Annotated in this window: 16 protein-coding genes; 7 read left to right on the top strand and 9 right to left on the bottom strand. The window is 72.3% G+C overall.

Translation table 11 applies throughout. The annotated features are described in order from the left end of the window. Positions 1-16: 16 nt before the first annotated feature. Positions 17-718: a CDP-alcohol phosphatidyltransferase family protein gene (locus tag ACFY9V_RS07605; RefSeq protein ID WP_391044246.1), complete on the top strand. Its 702-nt coding sequence runs from the start codon at positions 17-19 to the stop codon at positions 716-718. On the opposite strand, the gene ACFY9V_RS07600 is transcribed toward ACFY9V_RS07605, so the two are convergent. Continuing rightward, on the bottom strand, positions 696-1,154 hold the full coding sequence (locus ACFY9V_RS07600; RefSeq protein ID WP_355334575.1) for an adenylyltransferase/cytidyltransferase family protein: 459 nt from the start codon (positions 1,152-1,154) through the stop codon (positions 696-698). The genes ACFY9V_RS07605 and ACFY9V_RS07600 overlap by 23 nt on opposite strands. 218 nt (positions 1,155-1,372) lie before the next feature. Between ACFY9V_RS07600 and ACFY9V_RS07595 the strand changes: the two genes are divergently transcribed. The 3 genes from ACFY9V_RS07595 to ACFY9V_RS07585 all read left to right on the top strand — a co-directional run bounded on the left by ACFY9V_RS07595 (position 1,373) and on the right by ACFY9V_RS07585 (position 5,861). Then, a complete protein-coding gene (locus ACFY9V_RS07595) occupies positions 1,373-2,689 on the top strand; it encodes a glycosyltransferase (RefSeq protein WP_391043668.1) in 1,317 nt (438 codons plus the stop codon). Continuing rightward, on the top strand, positions 2,686-4,401 hold the full coding sequence (locus tag ACFY9V_RS07590; protein ID WP_391160063.1) for a lipopolysaccharide biosynthesis protein: 1,716 nt from the start codon (positions 2,686-2,688) through the stop codon (positions 4,399-4,401). Before ACFY9V_RS07595 ends, ACFY9V_RS07590 begins: the two co-directional genes overlap by 4 nt. Before the next feature lie 209 nt (positions 4,402-4,610). Continuing rightward, on the top strand, positions 4,611-5,861 hold the full coding sequence (locus tag ACFY9V_RS07585) for a hypothetical protein (RefSeq protein WP_355334747.1): 1,251 nt from the start codon (positions 4,611-4,613) through the stop codon (positions 5,859-5,861). Here the strand turns inward: ACFY9V_RS07585 and ACFY9V_RS07580 are convergent. Beyond that, positions 5,830-7,344 (bottom strand): O-antigen polymerase, encoded by a 1,515-nt coding sequence (locus ACFY9V_RS07580; protein WP_355334566.1) that lies wholly within the window; start codon positions 7,342-7,344, stop codon positions 5,830-5,832. The two genes, ACFY9V_RS07585 and ACFY9V_RS07580, sit on opposite strands and share 32 nt — an antisense overlap. Positions 7,345-7,496: 152 nt before the next feature. On the opposite strand from ACFY9V_RS07580, the gene ACFY9V_RS07575 reads away from it, so the two are divergent. Beyond that, on the top strand, positions 7,497-8,642 hold the full coding sequence (locus ACFY9V_RS07575) for a glycosyltransferase (RefSeq protein WP_391043673.1): 1,146 nt from the start codon (positions 7,497-7,499) through the stop codon (positions 8,640-8,642). 155 nt (positions 8,643-8,797) lie between these two features. Here ACFY9V_RS07575 and ACFY9V_RS07570 read toward each other — a convergent pair whose 3' ends face one another. From ACFY9V_RS07570 to gmd, 4 genes are all read right to left on the bottom strand, one after another. Beyond that, the gene (locus ACFY9V_RS07570; protein WP_355334560.1) at positions 8,798-9,622 is read right to left on the bottom strand and encodes a glycosyltransferase family 2 protein; all 825 of its coding nucleotides are present in this window, start codon (positions 9,620-9,622) and stop codon (positions 8,798-8,800) included. 50 nt (positions 9,623-9,672) lie between these two features. Further along, the gene (locus ACFY9V_RS07565) at positions 9,673-10,425 is read right to left on the bottom strand and encodes a hypothetical protein (RefSeq protein WP_391160061.1); all 753 of its coding nucleotides are present in this window, start codon (positions 10,423-10,425) and stop codon (positions 9,673-9,675) included. Next, the gene (locus ACFY9V_RS07560) at positions 10,422-12,644 is read right to left on the bottom strand and encodes a LamG-like jellyroll fold domain-containing protein (protein WP_391043679.1); all 2,223 of its coding nucleotides are present in this window, start codon (positions 12,642-12,644) and stop codon (positions 10,422-10,424) included. Before ACFY9V_RS07560 ends, ACFY9V_RS07565 begins: the two co-directional genes overlap by 4 nt. A 119-nt stretch (positions 12,645-12,763) precedes the next feature. Beyond that, a complete protein-coding gene (gene gmd / locus ACFY9V_RS07555; protein WP_188285703.1) occupies positions 12,764-13,777 on the bottom strand; it encodes a GDP-mannose 4,6-dehydratase in 1,014 nt (337 codons plus the stop codon). Between the two features lie 95 nt (positions 13,778-13,872). On the opposite strand from gmd, the gene ACFY9V_RS07550 reads away from it, so the two are divergent. Then, complete coding sequence (locus ACFY9V_RS07550; protein WP_391160060.1) at positions 13,873-14,835, top strand: NAD-dependent epimerase/dehydratase family protein; 963 nt, start codon at positions 13,873-13,875, stop codon at positions 14,833-14,835. On the opposite strand, the gene ACFY9V_RS07545 is transcribed toward ACFY9V_RS07550, so the two are convergent. Then, on the bottom strand, positions 14,832-16,328 hold the full coding sequence (locus ACFY9V_RS07545) for an exopolysaccharide biosynthesis polyprenyl glycosylphosphotransferase (RefSeq protein ID WP_391043682.1): 1,497 nt from the start codon (positions 16,326-16,328) through the stop codon (positions 14,832-14,834). The two genes, ACFY9V_RS07550 and ACFY9V_RS07545, sit on opposite strands and share 4 nt — an antisense overlap. Before the next feature lie 295 nt (positions 16,329-16,623). On the opposite strand from ACFY9V_RS07545, the gene ACFY9V_RS07540 reads away from it, so the two are divergent. Further along, positions 16,624-17,610, top strand: a complete 987-nt coding sequence (locus ACFY9V_RS07540) for a small ribosomal subunit Rsm22 family protein (protein ID WP_391160595.1) — start codon at positions 16,624-16,626, stop codon at positions 17,608-17,610. Between the two features lie 4 nt (positions 17,611-17,614). Here the strand turns inward: ACFY9V_RS07540 and corA are convergent, their stop codons facing one another. Together corA and ACFY9V_RS07530 are read right to left on the bottom strand one after the other, a co-directional pair. After that, the gene (corA, locus tag ACFY9V_RS07535) at positions 17,615-18,778 is read right to left on the bottom strand and encodes a magnesium/cobalt transporter CorA (RefSeq protein WP_391160058.1); all 1,164 of its coding nucleotides are present in this window, start codon (positions 18,776-18,778) and stop codon (positions 17,615-17,617) included. After that, positions 18,775-20,352 carry an NAD(P)/FAD-dependent oxidoreductase gene (locus ACFY9V_RS07530; RefSeq protein WP_355334541.1) on the bottom strand — a complete coding sequence of 526 codons (1,578 nt, stop codon included), beginning with the start codon at positions 20,350-20,352 and terminating at the stop codon, positions 18,775-18,777. The genes corA and ACFY9V_RS07530 overlap by 4 nt, the downstream gene beginning before the upstream one ends. Positions 20,353-20,485 lie beyond the last annotated feature (133 nt).

The raw sequence follows: 20,485 nt of genomic DNA, 5'->3' as shown, positions 1-20,485 counted from the left end.
GACCGCCGTCCGGCGGCTGCGCGCCGCGCAGAAGACCGCCAAGGGCGTGTCGCTCTACTCCCGTTACGTGAACCGGCCGGTCGGCCGGGTGCTCGCCGCGGGGGCGTACCGGATCGGACTGACGCCCAATCAGGTGACCCTGGTCAGCGCCGTGTTCAGCGGCGCGGCCGTCGCCGCGCTCGCGCTCGGCCGCCCCTCGTGGCCGCTGGCCCTCGCCGTGTGGGCGGGCCTGGTGGTCGGCTTCGCCTTCGACTCCGCCGACGGACAGCTCGCCCGGCTGCTCGGCGCGGGCAGCCCGGCGGGGGAGTGGCTCGACCACGTCGTCGACTGCGCGAAGATCACCGCCGTGCACGCGGCCGTGCTGATCACCTTCTACCGGCACTTCGACCTGCCGGGCGACGGCTGGCTGCTGCTGCCGCTGGGCTTCCAGCTCGCCGCCGTCCTGATCTTCTTCGGCGGCCTGCTCACCGACAAGCTCAAGCCGAAGGAGCCGAAGGAGCCGAAGAGCCAGGGGGCGGCCCCCGCGCCGTCACCCCCGCCCTCACGGCTGCGCGCGGTCGCCCTGCTGCCCGTCGACTACGGCGTCTTCTGCCTGGTCTTCCTGCTGCTCGGCAGCCAGAGCGCCTTCAGGACCGGATACCTGGTCCTCTTCGCCGTGCACGCGCTCTTCCTCGCGGCCTTCCTCACCAAGTGGTTCAGAGAGCTTCGGAGGGTCTGACCGAGGGCTGCGCCGGCTCGGTCAGCACGTCGAGCGCCTTGCGGAGCTGGGTGCTCGACGTGTGCACGGTGTACGGGAAGTAGACGATCTCCACGCCCACCGTCGCGAAGTCCCGCTCCAGACGGCGCCCCTTGTCCGTACCGCGCCAGTCGTCGCCCTTGAACAGCACGTCGAAGCGGACCTGCTGCCAGGTCTCCAGCTTGTCCGGCACCGTCTCGACGAAGGCCGCGTCCACGAAGCGCACACTGCGGACGATCTCCAGCCGCTCCACCAGCGGCACCACAGGACTGCGGCCCTTGGCGAGCTGCGCCATCTCGTCCGAGACGACGCCCGCGACCAGGTAGTCGCACTGGCTGCGGGCGTGCCGCAGGATGTTGAGATGCCCCACGTGGAAGAGGTCGTAGACCCCAGGCGCGTAACCGACCCGATGTGACATAAAACGACCCCCCGGTCGTACGGTGAGCTGTGCGACGCTCCCCAGCGTCGCGGAGTCTCAGACGATAGCCGTGCCGTGTTGCGGTCAAGCGGCGATTAGCGAAAGTACAACCGATGGTAAGCGGGCGTGTGCTCTCCTGGTGAACAGCTAGGGTGGGCACTTGTTCGTCATTGGCGGTCTCTGGGGGGTCTGGGGACGCCGGGGGAAGGGAACACTCCGTGGCTGAGTCCGGCGCGCGCCGCCGTCTGCTGCTGGTCTCCACGAATTACGCGCCTGAGCACGCCGGGATCGGTCCGTACGCGACCCAGATCGCCGAGCACTGGGCGGCGAACGGCGACGAGGTGCACGTCCTGGCCGGTATGCCGCACTACCCGGCCTGGCGGCTCGACCCGGAGTACGCCCGGGTGTGGCGCACCGAGGAGCGGCGCGCCGGGGTCAGCGTGCACCGCCGCAAGCACCTCGTGCCGCCGCGCCAGAGCGCCGTCACCCGCGCCCTGTTCGAGGCCACCGTGCTCGGCCACGGCCTGCTCGCGCCGCCCGCGATGAACCGCCCCGACGCGGTGATCGCCCAGATGCCCAGCCTCGGCGGCGGCCTGGTCGGCGCCCGGATCGCCCGGCGGCACGGCGTCCCGTACATCCCCGTCGTGCAGGACCTGATGGGCGCGGCGGCGGCGCAGAGCGGCATACGCGGCGGCGGCAGGGCGGCCTCCGCGGCGGGCGCGGTCGAGGCGTACGCGCTCAAGCGCGCCACGCTGGTCGGCGTCATCCACGAGAGCTTCGTCGCCAAGGTCGCCGCGATGGGCGTGCCCGAGGAGCGAATACGGCTGGTGCCCAACTGGTCGCACGTCAAGCGCCCGAGCAGGCCGCGCGAGGAGATGCGCGCCAGGCTGGGCTGGCGTCCGGGCCAGACGGTGCTGCTGCACTCCGGGAACATGGGCCTCAAACAGGGCCTCGAAGTGCTCGTCGAGGCCGCGCGCCTCGACCCGGCGCTGCGCGTGGTGCTGATGGGCGACGGCAACCAGCGCGAGCACCTGCGCTCGCTGGCCGGCGGCCTGCCCAACCTGGAATTCGCGCCCCCCGCCGATGACGACGACTTCCCCGACATGCTGGCCGCCGCCGACGCGCTCGCGGTCACCCAGCGCGCCTCCGTGCTCGACATGAGCATCCCCTCCAAGCTCACCTCCTACTTCGCCGCCGGGCGGCCGGTCGTCGCCTCCGTCGCGGCCGAGGGCGGCACCGCCCAGGAAGTGGAACGCTCGGAGGCGGGAATCGTCGTACCGCCGGAGGATCCGCGTGCACTGCTGGACGTAGTACGCGCTCTGGCCGATGATCCTGGTAGGGCCGACGCGCTGGGGGCGCGCGGGCCCGAGTACGTGGACGCGCATCTCAGCCGCGAGGCGGGTCTCGCGCGGATCGACGCACTGCTCGCGGAGGCGCTGGGGGCGCCCCGCGAGACGCCTCCTGAGGACGGGGAGGCCCGGGAGCCCGGGACGGCCGGGGGAACCGGGGAGATCGAGGGGGCAGTGGGCAAGTGAGCGACACGACGCGCGCCACCGAGGCGCAGGACGAACCGGATCTGCTCCGCGACCAGTTCCGCCAGCTCATCCGCTACCGGGCGCTGATCGTGGCCGGTGTGCTGGTCGGCCTCCTCGGCGGCGCCTGGCTCGCGCTGACCGGCGCCGACTCCTACGCGGCCACCAGCGAGGTACGGATCAGGGCCGCCACCGTCGACCCGTTCGCCACCGGCGCCTCCGCCGACAAGGGCATCGACATCGGCTCCGAGCGGCAGACCGCGGTCAGCAGCACCGTCTCCGACGCGGCGGCGAAGATCGTCAAGGCGCCGGCCGACGCCATGGAGCACTGCCTCCAGGTCACCAACCCGCCCAACACCCTCGTCCTGCGCTTCACGTGCAGCACCGGGAACGCGGCCAAGTCCGCGCTGTGGGTCAACGCCTTCACCAAGGCGTATCTGGAGAACCGGCAGGCGCAGACCAAATCCACCATCAACACGATGGTCAACGGCTACAAGGCCCAGCTCGACCCGCTCAACAAGCAGCGCGACGACCTGCTCAAGCAGATCGACAACACCGTCAACGCCCAGGTGATCAGCGCCCTGACCACCCAGCAGACCAACCTGCTCTCGCGCATCCTCGAACTCAACGGCAACATCAGCGGCCTGCGCGCCCTGGACACCACGCCCGGCTCGATCATCAGGCCCGGTGTGGCGCCCAAGGCCCCCGCGGGTCCCGGACTGCCGATGATGCTCGGCCTCGGCGGCGGCGTCGGTATCGCGCTCGGCCTGCTGGGCGCCTGGGTCAGGCTGGTCTTCGACCCGACCGTCCGCTCCGAGGGCGAGGTCACGCGCACGCTCGGCGCCCCGGTGCTCGGCACGCTGCCGCGCGGCCGCCGCCGGCGCGGCAGCGGCCCCGCGTCGCTGCTCGCCGAGGGGCAGAGCGGCGGACGGCTCGCCGAGGAGTACCGCGCGGTCGGCTTCCGGCTCGCCCACGACAAGCGCTTCGCCGACCGGCGGCGGCTGCTGGTCGTCGCCCCGCGCGGCAGCAGCGACACCGCGGCGGGCGTCGCGGTCAACCTGTCCGCGTCCTTCGCCGAGATGGGCATGGAGGTGCTGCTGGTCGAGGCCGATCTGCGCACCCCGTCGCTGTCGGCCCGGCTGCGCACCGCCGACGGCGGCGCGCGCCCCGGCTGGGCCCGCTCGCCGGGCCTCGGCGAGGGCGGCTGGCCCGCCGGGCTGCAAGTCTCCATCGACGCGGGCGAGTCCGGCTCCTTCGACCTTGTGCCCGGCCGCCGGGTGCGCAATGTGGCCCGCGCGCTCACCTCGGCCCCGGCCACCAGGCTCTTCTCCGAGGCCGACACCCCCGGCGCCGCCGTGGTCGTACTGGCCCCCGCGGTCCTCGCCTACGCCGACGCGCTGGCGCTCGCCGACCGGGTCGACGGCGTGGTCGTGGTCTGCGACCCGCGCGAGGTGCACCGCGCCGACCTCGTCCGCGTCCGCGAGCTGGTCAACGCGGCGGGCGGCGCCGTGCTCGGCGTGGTCCTGCACTCGGCCGCGGAGACCGGCGGCGGGCGCCGCTTCCGCCTCGGCCGCCGCAGGGCCGCCACCGGCCGCACCGGGAGCGGCGGTTCCGGCGGTGGCGGCGGGATACCGCAGCAGCCCCGGCACCACGACGGGGAGCCGTCCGCCCAGTCCCACAGCCCGGCCGCTCCGGAACGACACCCGGTCCCTTGACGGGCCCCGACCCGCGGCGCCCCGTCACCCACCCGGTCACGACGGCGGCCGTGGGCCCCGGGGCCGAGTTCGCGTACGGCGGCCCGCCCGATCCCCCGGGCGCCTCAGCGCCGTCCGGCCCGACCGACGCGTCGGCGGACGGCGAGGACGAGTCCGGCGACCCGGCCGGGTCCGGCACGTCCAAGGGCGGGCCCGGCACCAAGGCCGCCATCATCAGCTCGGTGGCCGACCAGGGCGTCGCCGCCTTCACCAACATCATCGTGCTCGTCGTGGCCGCCCGGCTGTCCAGCGCCGCCGGATTCTCCGTGTTCTCCATGGTCTACATGGTGTTCACGGTGCTGCTGGGCGTCGGCGTCTCCTACGTGGGACAGGCGCTGGTGCTGGAGCGCGGCGCCGCGCAGGTGCGGGCGGCCTGCCGCAGCGCGGCCACCTTCACCGCCGTGGCGTCCACCGTGATCGGCTTCTCGATGGCCGCGGGGCTCGCCTTCGTGCCCGGCGGCACCGCGCGCGGCCTCGCGGTCCTCGGCCTGGTGCTGCCGATCGTGCTCACCCAGGACGGCATGCGGTACTGCTTCTCCGCCCTGCGGCTGCCGCACTACGCGCTGGCCGCCGACACCGTACGACTGGCCGTCGCCGTACCGGCGCTGGCCATGCAGCCGCACGGCGCGGGCGCGGTCCGGCTCGTCGCCGTCTGGGGCGTGTCCGCCGTGCCCGCGCTGCTCGTGGGCGCCGCCCTGCTGTGGCCGAAGGTCAAGGGCGCGCCGGTGGACCTGCGCAAATTCGTCCGCCGCGGGCACCTCGGGCAGCGCTTCGTCATCGAGTTCGGCGTCGGCAACGCCACCAGTCAGCTCGCGGTCGTCGGCCTCGGCCTGTTCGCCGCGCCGCTGGCCGTCGGCGCCCTGCGCGGCGCCACCACGCTCTTCGGCCCGATGAACGTGCTCTTCAACTCCGCGACCGCCTTCGGGCCGCCGCTGCTCAACCGGGTCCGCGGCTCCGACGACAAGGTGCGCGCGACCGCCGTCCTCGCCACCGTCCTCGCCTGGATCGCGGTGTCCTGGACGGTCGTGCTGATGCTGCTGCCCGCCCATGTGGGCCGCCAACTGCTCGGTGACACCTGGGCGTCGTCGTCCGCGCTGCTGGCCGCCTCCGGCAGCCAGTACGCGTGCATCGCGCTGGGCACCAGCGCCCTGCTGACGCTGCGCGTGCTGCGGCCCCGCGCCACGCTGCCGATCCAGGTGGTCTTCTCGCTCGCGTCCGTGGTCTTCATGCTCGCCGGCTACCAGTGGGACGGCGTGATGGGCGCCGCCTGGGGCCTGGCCCTGGGCTCCGCGCTCAAGGCGGTGGCGCTGTGGCTGCGGATCGTCGCCGTCAAGCGCGCGCCCGCCGCCGCCACCGACCCTCAGGCCCCGGACGCCTCCGCCGAGGGCGTCACCGCAGGATCTTCCGCCGGTCCGCGCTGAAGGTCGTCACCAGCAGCAGGCACACCGCCGCGATGCCGATCCGGCCCGACGCCTGGAGCAGCGGGCCGCGCAGCAGGATGAAGGAGTAGCCGCACACCAGCGGGATCACCACGGCCATCACCGTGCCGGGGCGGCCGTCCTCCAGCGTGCGCTGGGCGTATCTGCGGTCGCCGCGGGCGCAGAAGTAGCCCAGCAGCAGGAAGCCGCCGGTCATGCCGACCGGGCCGAAGTCCAGCCACAGCTCCGCCCACAGCGGCGACGACAGGTTGGTGTTGGTCATGCCCATCCACTGGCCGACCTGCACACCGGAGTCCAGCGGCTTGCCGTGCCAGATCGAACGCGGCACGAAGAAGAAGACGTCCGCCGCGAGCTGCCGCCCGTGGGAGTGGCCCTCGCCGGACTGCACGAAGGTGATGGTGTTCGCGAACATCCCGATCTGGTCGTAGTCCTTGAGCGTCAGCGGCTCCAGCGCCGATGTCGTCTCCACCGGGTGGTAGCCGCCCGAGTCGTACCGGAAGCGGTCGAGGAACGGGAAGAGCAGCAGCGCCGCCACCACGCCCGTCACCAGGGCCGTGCGGTACATCACCGGGCTCTTGGGGAAGGCCGTGAACAGCAGCGAGAACACGACGGTCAGGAACCAGTACCGCGGGTTGGAGATCGGGTTGTTCACGATCACGTTGATCAGCACCAGGCCGGTGAGCGCGGCGATGGCCAGCGGCCTGCGGCGGGCGATCCGGGACGTGATCATCCAGCGGATCAGGAAGAGCATGGCCAGCAGCGCCGGTACGGTGCCGAAGCCGCGGATGAAGGCCGAGCCGACATGGCTGTCGCCGCCGCTGCCCGCGAGACCGCTGGCCTGCACCGACTCGCTGATGCCCTGACGGCTGGAGAAGAAGACGGTCGGGCCGCCGAGCTTCATGATGCACAGCGCGCTGCCGAGGTACGCGACCACGATCAGCAGCCACAGGCGGCGCCGCGACACGGACGCCTGCGGGCGGGCCTTGCGGATACGGGCCGCCGGGCGGTGCCGGGCCAGCAGCGCGCCGACGTCGAAGGCCACGCAGCCGATCAGGACGAGCGTGATCGCCGTCGTCGTGTCGGAGCGAGGGCCCACCACCGGCGTCGGGACCTGCCCGATGACCGCCTGCGCCAGCGGGGCCACGCCCATCGCCACGTACACGAACAGCCAGAACGCGCCCTGGATCAGCCGCCGTCGCCGGGTCAGCACCATCGCCGCCAGCCGGCCGCCGCCGTACACCGTCAGCGTCAACTGGAGCCAGTACGCGGTGTCCCGCACGCCCGTGCCGGGCTGGGCCGCCACGTACGCGGGCAGGAATCCCACCAACGCGATGACCAGCGGCACCGCCAGCGCCCGCGACAGCGCCGCACGCGGCACCGACGTCGTGGCCTGCGCCTCGTCCGGGCCGGGCCGCTCCAGCGGCCCGCCCGCACCGGCCTGGTCCTGTGCCACGTCCAGGGCCATGGCCCACCCCCTTCATGCTCCCCGCGCCGAGTCTATGGCCTCCGGCCGGGAGGATCAGGGCGTCCGGGGCCGGAAGTGCCCCGATGAGGGTTCGGTGTCGATAATGTGAACCCGAGGCGCGGGGGCGCCGAAAAACAGGGGTGGGGAGTCATATGAAGGTGCTGCATGTCGTCACGCTGCATACGCCGACGAACGACTTCGGCGGCCCGACACGGGTGGCGCTGAATCTGTCCAAGGGCCTGCGGGCCCAGGGTGTCGACGCCCGGATCGCGACGCTGGGCGACGGCTTCACGGGCCCGCTGCCGACGGAGCTGGAGGGCGTGCCGTCGTTCGTGCACCAGGCGCGCCACGTGCTGCCGTTCGAGGTGAGCGGCATCACGTCGCCGGGGCTGCTGGCGAAGGCGCGCCGGATGGTGAAGTCGGCGGACGTGGTCCATGTGCACCTGATGCGGGACCTGATCACGCTGCCGTTCGCGCTGGTCGCGCTGGAGGCCGGGGTGCCGCTGGTGATCCAGACGCACGGCATGATCGACCCGACGGAGAAGCTGTTCGCGAAGGCCGTCGACGTCCTGGGCATGAAGCGGGTGCTGCGCAAGGCGGACGCGATCTTGCACCTGACGCGGATGGAACGCGACGGTGTGCAGGCGGTGGTGCCCGACACTCCGCTGACCACCTTCCACCGGCTGGTCAACGGCGTGACGTTGCAGGACCGCAGGCCCGCGCGGGCCGACCGCCCGCCGACCGTGCTCTATCTGGCGCGGGTGCAGAAGCGCAAGCGCCCCGAGGACTTCGTGTCGGCGATGCCCGTGGTGCTGGCCAAGTACCCGGACGCGCGCTTCGTGCTGGCGGGCCCCGACACCGGCGATCTGACCGGCCCCATGCGGGAGCTGGCGGCGAAGCTGGGCGTGGCGGACTCGCTGGAGTGCGTCGGCGCGCTCGGCCACGAGCAGGTGCTGGAGCAGCTCAGGAAGTCCGATGTGTACGTGCTGCCGTCGGTGGTCGAGCCGTTCGCCGTCTCGATCCTGGAGGCGATGTCGGTCGGCCTGCCCGTGGTGGTGACCCGGACCGGCGGCCTGTCGCCCGACGTCGAGGCGGCGGGCGCGGGGCGGATCACCGACAGCGACCCCGACGCGGACAACGGCCCGCTGGTCGGCCAGGCGATCCTGGAACTGCTCGACCCGGCCGCCAACGAGGAGGCGTCGGACGCCGCCTGGCGGCTCATCCGCGACCGCTTCTCCATCGGCGCCGTCGTCGACACGCTCATGGAGGTGTACGGGGGCGTCACCCGCGCCGGGTGACGCCCCCGCGTGCGCTTCCGGACCCCGGGTCCCGGAGCGCGGTCCGCGGGCCGGCCCCGGGAGGACCGGGGCCGGCCTCGGGCGGCGCGATCAGCGACCGCGGGTCACGGCCGACTGCGGGTCACGGCCGACTGCGGGTCACGGCCGACTGCGGGTCACGGCTTGCGCCCCTCCCGCGTCTTGAGGCCGATCTGCCAGCGGTAGAAGCTCATGGCGAGCGCGTAGTCGAAGCCCGCCCGGCCGTCGAGGAAGCCGCGCTTGTAGACGTAGGCGTAGGTGAAGGACACCAGCGGCTTGAACGGCGCCTTGTGGAAGAGCTGGCCCTGGCGGGTCTTGACCTGCCGGATCTCCTCCTTCACCCGGGGGTTCAGCTCCAGCCACGCCTCCCAGTCGGAGTAGCGGTTGTGCCGCTCGAACCAGGTGCGCACCGGGTCGAGATCCTCGTGCTCGATCGGTGAGCGCAGCCGGGCGGCCGACGGCGCGACCGGCTGGTAGTGGCCCTCCTGCTCGCCCATGCCGGGCGCTTCGAGGTCGCCGACCTCGGGGAAGTGGCAGCGCGTGCGGTCCAGCAGCGCGCGCTTGACGATGGTGTAGCCGTGCCGCAGCCGCCGTCCCGCGAACCAGTAGCCCAGCGGGATGTCGAAGGCGGCCACCGACGGCGGCCCGGCCGCGAAGGCGGCCTTCAGCTCGGCCAGCAGCTCGGGGCTCGGCGTCTCGTCGCCGTCGAGGAAGAGCAGCCAGGGGATCTCGGTGCGCACATGGTCCAGACACCACTGCTTCTTCTTGGGGTACTTGCCGTCCCACGCGTACTCGACGATCTCCGCGCCGAGGCCCTCGGCGATCTTGCAGGTGTCGTCGGTGCTGGCCGAGTCGACCACCACCACGGCCTCGACGTGGTCGATGACCGACGACACCGTACGGGCGATGTTCTCCGCCTCGTTCTTGGTCGGTATCGCCACCACGATCGGGAGCTTGCTCATGCGGTCCCTCCGTTCATCTCGGTCTCGTCCTGCGGCTCACGGCGCATCGCTCACCCCGTGCCCGCGAGCCACACGTAGCAGCCGCTGGAGGTGACGCCGCGCGCGGCGGCGGGGACGGTCATCCGGGCGCCGCTGCCGGCCGACAGGGTGCCGTTCGAGCTGGTCACCCGCCAGGTGCAGTGCGTCGACGGGTGCGGCGCGCGGTAGGTGCCGGGCGCGACCGACGTGCCGGGGACGGCCTTCGCCGCCACTGTGAACGTCCCGTCGGCGAAGCCCCGCGCGGCGGCGTCGATCACCGGCTGCTGGTCGGGGCAGAGGCTGCGGACGGCCGCCGCCGCGCCGGACCCGCTGATGTCGCCGGTGACGATCGCCCCGGCCGCCGCGTCCTTGTCGATCTTCGCGGTACGGGTCAGCCGGTCGCAGATCTCCTGGCCGCCCTCGAGGACGGCCACCGGGTCGGTGCCCTTGGGCACCCGCCCCGACAGATACGACTTCTGGGGCTTGCTGAAGGTCCCGCCGCCGGGCGGGGTGAGCTGCGCGTCCGGCACCTTCGGGGCGTCGGCCGCGGACCCCGGCGCCTCGGTGCTGTCGTCCGAACCGGCACCGGCGTCGGGGCTCGTGGTCGCGGACGGTCCCGAAGTGCCGCCCGTGGCCGTCGCGGAGACGCCGGGCGACGCCTTCGCGTCGTTCTTCGCCGTGTCGTGACCGCCTCCGCCACCCCCGCCGCCGCAGGCGCCGAGCAGCACCGCCGCCGCCGTCACGAGGACGGCGGCGGCAGTGGCGGAGCGGTGTTTCCGGGTCACCCGGCGGTCCCGAGCGCGTACTGGTTCGCGATCTGGGCCGGGCTGAGGACCGTCGGGAAGACGGCCGCCTCGTCGATCGAGCCCGCGAAGAACTGGCTCTTCGGCTGGGAAGGCCAGCCGTTCAGGTTGTCGCCGCCGACCCGCCAGAAACCGTCGTAGTTCTGGCTGGTGGTGACGGTGGCGTCACTGCCCTTGAGGACGCCGTCCACGTACAGCCGCATCCCGTTCGCCCCCTGCGTGGCGACGACCTGGTGCCAGTTGCCGTCGTTGTAGCCGCCGGTGGGCGTGGAGACGATGCGAGTGCTGCCGGTGTAGGCGCCGAAGATGAGCTGACCGCTGTCGGTCATGTAGACGTGCTTGTCGTAGTTGCCGCTGGTCTCGGTCGCCAGGTTCCCGAAGCCGATCAGCTTGCCGCCGGAGGTCGTGGTGGTCTTGAACCACGTCTCGACGCTGTACGCGGACGGTGTGGGGTGCGAGCGGTCGCTGTACGTCCACTGGGTGGAGCCGTTGAAGGTGTACGCCTTCGAGCCGGGCACCGCGCCCGGCGAGACGGCGTGCACCGGGCCGCCGACGCTGATCCCGCTGTCGTCGGCCGCGGAGGCGTCCGCGTTGTACGAACCGGCGGCGGCGTCGTAGCGCCAGTACAGATTCGCGCCGTCGGCGAGGACCTGCGTGGCGTACGGCTCGGCCGTGGCCGGGACGGTGGCCGCCGCATTCGGCGACTGGGCGCTGGTGTTGACGCCGTCACTGGCCGACACCCGGTAGGTGTACTTCACGCCGGGTGTGACATTGGTGTCGGTGAACGTGATCTGCGGGCGGATCCAGGGCTTGGAGTCGCCGCTGACCGTGTAGACGGGGGTGGCCGCGCCGTTGCGGTACACGTTGTAGATCAGCGTGCCGTCGTCGTTGTCGGTGCTCGACTGCCAGGTCACCTTCACCGCACTGGGGTCGATGCTGCTCACCGCGGTCTGCGGCAGCGTCGGGGCGCCGGTGTCGGGGCCGTCGGCGAAGCGGGTCAGGCCCTGCTGCGCGCCGCCGTTGACGGTGGTGAACTCGCCGCCGACCCACATGTAGTCGTGTCCGCCGGACGACGAGATCGCCATCACGCGCGGGCCGATCTTCTCGCCGATCCCGTCGTTGGTGTCGGGGTACCACGACAGCAGGTGCGGGTCGGTGACCGACTCGGCGACCAGGTGCTTGCGCGTCGAGTTGGGGAATTCGCCCATGCTGGAGCAGTCGTGGGCGTGCGAGCCGCTGTAGAGCACGGTGCCGTGGACCACCAGGCTCTGCGTGGCGCCCAGGCAGGTGTCCCGCCAGATCTGGTTGAAGTCGGTGAGGCTGAGCGCCACCCGGCCGTCGAACACGCCGCCGCCGGTGCCCTCGTTGGCGGTGTAGAAGGCGTTGCTCGCCGGGTCCACGATGATCGACTTCGTCACCGAGGTCGCGTCGAGGAACCCGGGCGGGTACGCCTTGGTCAGCGCGCCGGTCGTGGTGTCGACCACGGCGAGCGAGTGCGAGTAGGTGCCGCCGACGTAGTTGAAGTCACCGCCGATGATGGCGTTCTGGCCGTCCGGGGTGATCGCCAGCGCCCGGCCCGGCAGGTCGGCGTTGGGCGACCACGGCAGCAGGGCGCCGGCGGTGTTCACCGCGGCGAACTTGCCACGGGACTGGCCGCCGACCGACGTGAAGTCGCCGCCGAAGTACACGGCGTCCGAGGTCGCGGCGATGGTGCGCACCGTGCCCGAGGCCGCCGGGTGGAAGGTCGTGCTGACCGCGCAGGTGGCCAGGTTGATCGCGGCCAGGCTGCTCACCCCGACACCGTTGACCGCGCCGAAGAAGCCGCCCGCGTAGAGCGTCTGGCCGTCGGGCGAGACGGCCAGCGCGCGCACGGTGGCGTTGTTGGAGCCCACCGTGAAGTTGAGCTGGCAGCCGGTGGGCGCGCCGGTCGCGGCGTCGAAGGCCGCGAAGTTCGCGACGGACGTCTCGTTGGTCCCGGCCGCGGACCCGGCGGGCCGGATCGCGGAGAAGGTGCCCCCTGTGTAGACCACGCCGTTCGCCTGGGCCATGGCCCACACGATCCCGTTGGTCTGGTACGTGCTGAGATTGTCGGCGGTGATGCCGACCGGTGGTTGGAGCGCGGTCGCCGATGGCGACGACATCACTCCCAGCGTCGCGGCTGCCAGCAATATGGCAGCCGAGAACACCGGCAATTTACGCATGAGTTGCCCCCCAGGCCCCTGATGTGTTGCAACGGCCGATACGGCCGTCGTGATGCACGGCAGAGTAGGGGGTTCCGCTTAGCCCGGTCTGCCTTTTTGACGAATAAAGTGACATCACATCATCTGTCGATGCGAATCGTGGCCCCCGACAACTGGTCCGCCACCTGTCGGATGTCCGCGTCGACCATGATCCGGGCCAGCTCCGCCACCCTGACCTGCGCCTTCCAGTCCAGCAGGTCCCGTGCCTTGCTCGCGTCGCCGATGAGCGCGTCGACCTCGCTGGGCCGCTCGTATTTCGGGTCGTACCGGACATGCTCGGCCCAGTCCAGACCCGCGTGCTCGAAGGCCACCTCGAGGAACTGCCGCACGGTCGCGGCCTCGCCGGTCGCCACCACGTAGTCCTCCGGCTCGTCGCGCTGGAGCATCCGCCACATCGCGTCCACGTACTCCGGCGCGTAGCCCCAGTCGCGCACCGCGTCCAGATTGCCCAGGTAGAGCCGGTCCTGGAGGCCGGCCTGGATACGCGCGATGGCGCGGGTGATCTTGCGGGTGACGAAGGTCTCACCGCGGCGCGGGGACTCGTGGTTGAACAGGATGCCGTTGACGGCGTACATCCCGTACGCCTCGCGATAGTTCACCGTCGCCCAGTAGGCGAAGACCTTCGCGCAGCCGTACGGGCTGCGCGGGTGGAACGGGGTGCGCTCGTTCTGCGGCGGCGGGGCGGCGCCGAACATCTCCGAGGACGACGCCTGGTAGATCCGCGCCTCGATGCCGCTCGCCCGCAGCGCCTCCAGCAGCCGCAGCGCGGACAGGCCGGTGACGTCCCCGGTGTACAGCGGCGCGTCGAAGGAGACCCGCACATGGGACTGCGCGCCCAGGTTGTAGATCTCGTCCGGCCGCAGGTCACGCAGCAGGCTCACCAGCGCGATGCCGTCGGTGAGATCCGCGTGATGCAGCACGAAGGAGCGGTTCTTCTCCTGGGGGTCCTGGTAGATGTGGTCGATCCGTTCGGTGTTGAACGTCGACGAGCGGCGCACGAGGCCGTGCACGGTGTAGCCCTTGGACAGCAGCAGCTCCGCGAGATACGAGCCGTCCTGGCCGGTGACGCCGGTGATGAGCGCGGTCTTGCCCATGTGAGTCCCCCCAACTGGTCGGGTTGTGCTGTATTTCGTACGTAAAGATGGGTTGGCACCCGATCGGGTGAAGTGTGCTGGCAGAATGCCGTTCCATGACAGACCTACTGCCGGACGCGGCCCGGATCTTCGTCGCGGGCCACCGCGGCCTCGTCGGCTCCGCCGTGGCCCGCCGCCTCACCGCCGACGGCCACCAGGTGCTCACCCGGGGCCGCGCGGAACTGGACCTGCGGGACGCGGCGGCGACCGCCGCGTATCTGCGCGACACCCGGCCCGACGCGGTGGTGCTCGCGGCGGCCAAGGTCGGGGGGATCATGGCCAACTCGACCTACCCCGTGCAGTTCCTGGAGGACAACCTCCGGATCCAGCTCAGCGTCGTCGCCGGGGCCCACGAGGCGGGCGTCGCCCGCCTGCTCTTCCTCGGCTCCTCGTGCATCTACCCCAAGCTGGCCCCGCAGCCGATCCACGAGGACGCGCTGCTCACCGGCCCCCTGGAGCCGACCAACGAGGCGTACGCGCTCGCCAAGATCGCCGGCATCGTCCAGGTGCAGTCCTACCGCAAGCAGTACGGCGCCTCGTACATCTCCGCGATGCCCACCAACCTCTACGGCCCCGGCGACAACTTCGACCTCGCCACCTCGCACGTGCTGCCCGCCCTCATCCGCCGCTTCCACGAGGCCGAGCGGGACGGCGCGGCCGAACTGACCCTGTGGGGCAGCGGCACACCGCGGCGCGAATTCCTGCACGTGGACGACCTCGCGGCGGCCTGCGCGCTGCTGCTGCGGGTCTACGACGGCGCCGAGCCGGTCAACGTCGGCTGCGGCGAGGACCTGACCATCCGCGAACTGGCCGAGACCGTCAGGGACGTCGTCGGCTACCGCGGCACGATCGGCTGGGACACCACAAAACCCGACGGCACGCCGCGCAAGCTGCTCGACGTGTCCCGTCTTCAGGCGCTCGGCTGGCGGCCGGAGATCGCGCTGCGGGACGGGATCGCCGCGGTGTACGCGGACTGGCGGGCGACCGCCGGGTCTGTGGCCGGAACAGTGACTCACTAGTACGCCCCGCGTCCGTCGACCACGGCCCGCAGGGTGCGGGCCATCACATCCGCGTCGCCCGAGAGCGACCAGTTGTCGACGTACCGCAGATCGATCGCGAGGGTCTCGTCCCAGGACAGCTCCGACCTGCCGCTGACCTGCCACAGACCCGTGATGCCCGGCTTGACCGCGAGGCGCCTGACCTCCACCTCGTTGTACCGCGCCACCTCGTCGGGCAGCGGCGGACGCGGGCCGACCATCGACATCTCGCCGCGCAGCACGTTCACGAGCTGCGGCAGCTCGTCCAGCGACAGCCGCCGCAGCAGCCGCCCGACGCGGGTGACCCGGGGGTCACGGCGCATCTTGAACATCAGGCCGTCGTTCTCGTTCGACCCGTGCAGATCGGGCTTGCGCTGCTCCGCGTCGACCACCATCGTGCGGAATTTCCACATGGTGAACGGCACACAGCCCTGCCCGTACCGGATCTGCCGGTGGAAGGCCGGGCCCTGCGAGGTCAGCCGGACCGCCGCCGCCACCAGGCCGAAGACCGGGGAGAGCAGCAGGAGTCCGAGCCCCGCGCCGACCCGGTCGAGGGCCGACTTGAGCACCGGCTGGACGCCGCGCCTGGACGGCGGGGCGATGTGCAGCATGGCCAGGCCCGCGGGCGCGTCCAACTGCACCCGGCGCACGGCCACATCGATCAGCCCCGGCAGCACCGCGAGCGGCAGGCCCGCGTCGTGCAGCGACCAGGACAGCCTGCGCAGCCGTTCCGCGGACAGCCGCGGTCCCGGCGCCACCAGGACCAGCTCCGCCCCGTGGTCACGGGCGGCGCCCAGCACGATGCCCGCGTCCTCGGCGAGACCGGACGGCGCGACCGCGCCGAGCCGTGCGGTGACCGGGGCCCCGCACTCCAGCTTGGCGTTGCCCACCGGGACCACCCCGACCACCACATACGCGTGTTCGGTACGGGCCGCGAGGTGGCCCACCACATGGTCGGCGGAGCTCGGCTCGCCGATGACCAGGACCCTGCGCACGGCGTGGGCCTCGCGCCGGGCGGCGATCAGGTGGTGGTGGGTGAGCATCCGGCAGGCCGCCGTCAGCACGGGACCGGCGGTCAGCCCGGCCAGCGCGTACGACGGTTCCGCCACCTGATCGAAGGCGGTCCTGAGCACGGCGAGCACCCCGAGCAGCATCAGCCAGTCCCGGAGCACCGCCCCGGCGCCGCGGTGCTCGCCGAGGACGTCCGCCGCGTAACGCCGCCTGACCGCCTGGACACCGACCCAGGCGAGCGCCGCCACGGCGGCGCAGACCAGCGGGTGCGGCTGGCCGGTGGCATGGAAGATCGCCGCGACCGGGAACGCGATCCCGAGCACGTCGACGGTGAGCGCGAGCGGCAGATACCACCGCGCCTTGTCACTGAACCTGCCGTGCCCGCCGTAAGGGCCGGGCGCAGCGAGGGCACCGGTGGAACCCGATGCCCTCCTGCCGAACGCGTGCGCGGCTTTCGCGCGCACGGGTCTCGTATCGGCACTCATGGGTATGACCGGTAGAACCCGGTTTGCTTCGACACGCCGCATGGACCCCCCTGGCACATCGCGACCGACGAGGCGCTCTACCACTTCCCCAAGGGGTAGTGCGCCTGGATAAGAGCGAACGCTAGGCCAACACGAGGGCTTTCCGCTGCGGTTTACGCAGATTCGAGCCGTTGTTATGACCGAGTTAACACAAGTATGGATATCGAATGGCCACAGAGTGTAAGGAGGCCGTTACGGGTGTGCACGACCCTTACCCTTGGGACTTGTGTCCACTGTGCACCTACCCGACGACCTGCGTACAGCCCTGTCGGCGCGACTGAGCGCCACGGCCCCCACCAGGGCTTCCGCCGAGGTGGAACGCCTCATCGAAACATATCGTGGCAAGTCGCCGACGTCAGCGCCCATTCTGCGGGACGCGGCGTCGGTGGCGGCTTACGCGGCCTACCGTATGCCCGCCACGTACGCGGCCGTCAGGGCCGCGCTCGAGGCATTCCGTTTGCAGGCCGGGCAGTGGTCGCCCGCGACCCATCTCGACCTCGGCGGCGGGACCGGCGCGGCGACGTGGGCGGTGGCCGACGCGTTCCCGGGCGATCCCTCGGCGAGCGCGCACACCTCCACCGTCCTCGACTGGTCGCAGTCCGCCCTCGACCTGGGAAGTGAACTGGCGCGCACCGCCGAGTCGCCCGCCCTGCGCGCCGCGCGCTGGACCCGGTCGCCGCTCGGCGGCGGACCCGCGCTGCCCGCCGCCGACCTGGTCACCGTCTCGTACGTGATCGGGGAGTTGACCGCCGCCGACCGCACCGCGCTGATCGACGCGGCCGCGCTGGCGGCCACCGGGGCGGTGCTCGTCGTCGAGCCCGGCACCCCCGAGGGGTACGCGCGCACGATCGCCGCCCGCGACCGGCTGCTCGCCGCCGGGCTCACCGTCCTCGCGCCCTGCCCGCACGACGCGGCCTGCCCGGTCACCGGCGACGACTGGTGCCACTTCGCCGCCCGCGTCCAGCGCAGCTCGCTGCACCGGCAGGTCAAGGGCGGCTCACTGCCCTACGAGGACGAGAAGTTCAGCTACGTGGCCGCCGCGCGGTTCCCCGCGGCCCCCGCCCCCGGCCGCGTCGTGCGCCACCCGCAGATCCGCAAGGGCCTGGTCCTGCTCGACCTGTGCACCGCCGACCGCGGCCTGGTCCGCGACACCGTCAGCAAACGGCACGGCGACACCTACCGCGCGGCCCGCGACGCCTCCTGGGGCGACCCCTGGAGCTAGCGTCCTACAGCCAGCCGTAGCGGTGGAAGGCGCGGTAGCACAGGAAGGACAGCGTGGCCATCACGCCCACCATCAGCGGGTAGCCGAAGGACCAGCGCAGCTCGGGCATGTGGTCGAAGTTCATGCCGTAGAAGCCCGCGATCATCGTCGGGACGGCGAGGATCGCGGCGCCCGCGCTGATCCGCCGCATGTCGACGTTCTGTTGCACGGCGAGTTGGCTGAGATTGGCCGCCAGCAGACCGTCGACCAGCTCGCCGTAGCCCACCAGCCGCTCGCGGACGTGGGTCAGGTGGTCGGCGACGTCGCGCAGATAGCGGGCGACCTCGGCGCCGATGAGCCGGTCCGGCTCCTCGCTCAGCCGCTGCAAGGGCCTGGCCATCGGGTGCACGGCCCGCTTGAACTCGATGAGCTCCCGCTTGAGCTGGTAGATCCGCTCGGCGTCGTCGCGGTGCGAGTCGGCGAAGACGTCGGCCTCCAGGTCGTCCACGTCCAGCTCGACCTCGTCGGCGACGTCCAGGTAGTCGTCCACGACCTGGTCGACGATGGCGTGCAGGACCGCCGAGGGTCCGTGCGCCAGCATCTCCGGGCTGCTTTCGAGGGCGTGCCGTACGCGGGTCAGCCCCGGCGCGCTGCCGTGCCGCACCACCACGACGAAGTCCGCGCCGAGGAAGATCATCAGCTCACCGGTGTCGACCACCTCGCTGGTCGCGGTCAGCTTCTCGTGCTCGACGAAGACGATCGTCTTGACCACCATGAACAGCGAGTCGCCGTACCGCTCCAGCTTGGGCCGCTGGTGCGCGGTCACCGCGTCCTCGACCGCCAGCGGATGCAGCCCGAACACCTCGGCGATCTCGGTCAGATGCTCCGCCTCCGGCTCGTGCAGCCCGATCCAGGCGAAGCCGCCGGTGTGCTTCCTGGCCTCCGCCAGCGCCTCGCGCGGCGGCAGCGACGCCACCCGCGAGCCGTCCGCGTACACCGCGCAGTCGACCACCACGTCCGCGGTGCGGCGGCGCTGCTCGGGCACCGTGCCGTCCTCGCCGAGGGTGTGCCAGGTGCCGCCGCGCCGCCACTGCCTGCGGCCGACCGTGCGGCGGGCGAGCCGCATGGGGTCGATCAGCCGCGGGTCCAGACGCCGGCCAGGGGTGATGCCGCGTTCGTCGGTGGTCATCGTGCCTTCTCCAGTACCGCCATGGCCGCGTTGTGCCCGGGAACGCCGCTCACCCCGCCGCCGCGGGCCGCGCCCGCGCCGCAGAGGAAGACGTTCTCATGCGGGGTGCCGACGCCCCAGCGGCCTGTGGCGTACGTCACCTGGTCCGCGTCCGGCGCGGCGTACGGCCACGACAGGTCGCGGTGGAAGATGTGGCCGCCGGGCAGGCCCACCTCGCGCTCCAGGTCCAGCGGCGACTTCGCCTCCAGACACGGCCTGCCGTCGCCGTCCAGCAGCAGGCAGTCCGCCAGCGGCTCGGCGAGCACCGCGTCGAGCTGCGCCAGCGTCGCCTCCAGCAGCGCGTCCTTCGCCCCCGCCGGGTCCGCCGCGAACAGCCGCGCGGGCGTGTGCAGTCCGAACAGGGTCAGCGTGTGAACGCCCCGCCCGGCCAGTTCCGGCGAGAGGATCGACGGGTCGGTCAGGCTGTGGCAGTAGATCTCCGACGGCGGCGCGTCCGGCAGCCGCCCCGCGGCGGCCTGCTCGTACGCGGTCGCCAACTGCTCGTAGCCCTCGGCGATGTGGAAGGTCCCGGCGAACGCCTCGCGCGGGTCCACCGAGGTGTCGCGCAGCCGCGGCAGCCTGCGCAGCAGCATGTTGACCTTGAGCTGCGCGCCCTCGGGGGCCGGACCCGGCGCCGCCTCGCCCAGCAGCCCGGCCAGCGTGTGCGGCGCCGCGTTGACCAGCACGTCACGCGCCCCGACCGTCACCTGCCGCCCGTCGCGCTCGTACGTCACCTCCGCGCGTACGCCGTCCGCCGCGATGCCCGTGACCTCGGCGCCGGTGACGATCTCGGCGCCCGCCGCGCGGGCCGCGTCCGCCAGCGCGTCGGTGAACGCGCCCATCCCGCCCACCGGCACGTCCCAGTCGCCGGTCCCGCCGCCGATCACGTGGTAGAGGAAACAGCGGTTCTGCCGCAGCGACGGGTCGTGGGCGTGCGTGAAGGTGCCGATCAGCGCGTCGGTGAGGACCACGCCCCGCACCAGGTCGTCCGCGAAGGCCGCCTCCACCGTCTCGCCCAGCGGCCGCTCGAACAGCGCCTCCCAGGCCGCGGAGTCACCGATCGCGCTCTCCAGCGCGGCCCGCGAGGGCAGCGGCTCGGTCAGCGTCGGGAACACCGCCTGCGCGACCCGCCCGGTCATCGCGTAGAACCGCTGCCACGCCTCGAAGTCCCGGTCGTCGCCGGTCAGCGCGGCGAACTGCTCCCGCGTACGGGCCGCGTCGCCCGCGTCCACCAGCAGGCCGCCGGTGCCGCGCGGGGTGTACGAGGAGATCCGGCGGCGGCGCACCGCGAACCGCAGCCCCAGCTCGTCGGTGATCCGCGCGGGCAGCAGGCTCACCAGGTAGGAGTAGCGCGACAGCCGCGCGTCCACCCCGGCGAAGGCCCGGGTCGACACGGCCGCGCCGCCGGTCGCGGGCAGCCGCTCGAGCAGCAGCACCCGGCGGCCCGCGCGGGCCAGATAGGCGGCGGCGACCAGCCCGTTGTGGCCGCCGCCGACGATCACCACGTCATGCCGTGCCCCGCTCGAAACGTCCATCCCCGCACCCTATGACGCGGCGGCGCACGGCATGGGGCGGTCGGGACCGGGCGGTTCAGCTGGTCGGCTGCCGAGCCGCCACCACGCCGAGGCCCCCGGCCGGGAGGACCCGCGGCGTGGCGTGCGCGGGCTC

The sequence above is a fragment of the Streptomyces sp. NPDC008317 genome (genome assembly GCF_042955955.1).
Taxonomy (GTDB): domain Bacteria; phylum Actinomycetota; class Actinomycetes; order Streptomycetales; family Streptomycetaceae; genus Actinacidiphila.
This window is presented reverse-complemented; position numbering and strand designations above follow the sequence as displayed.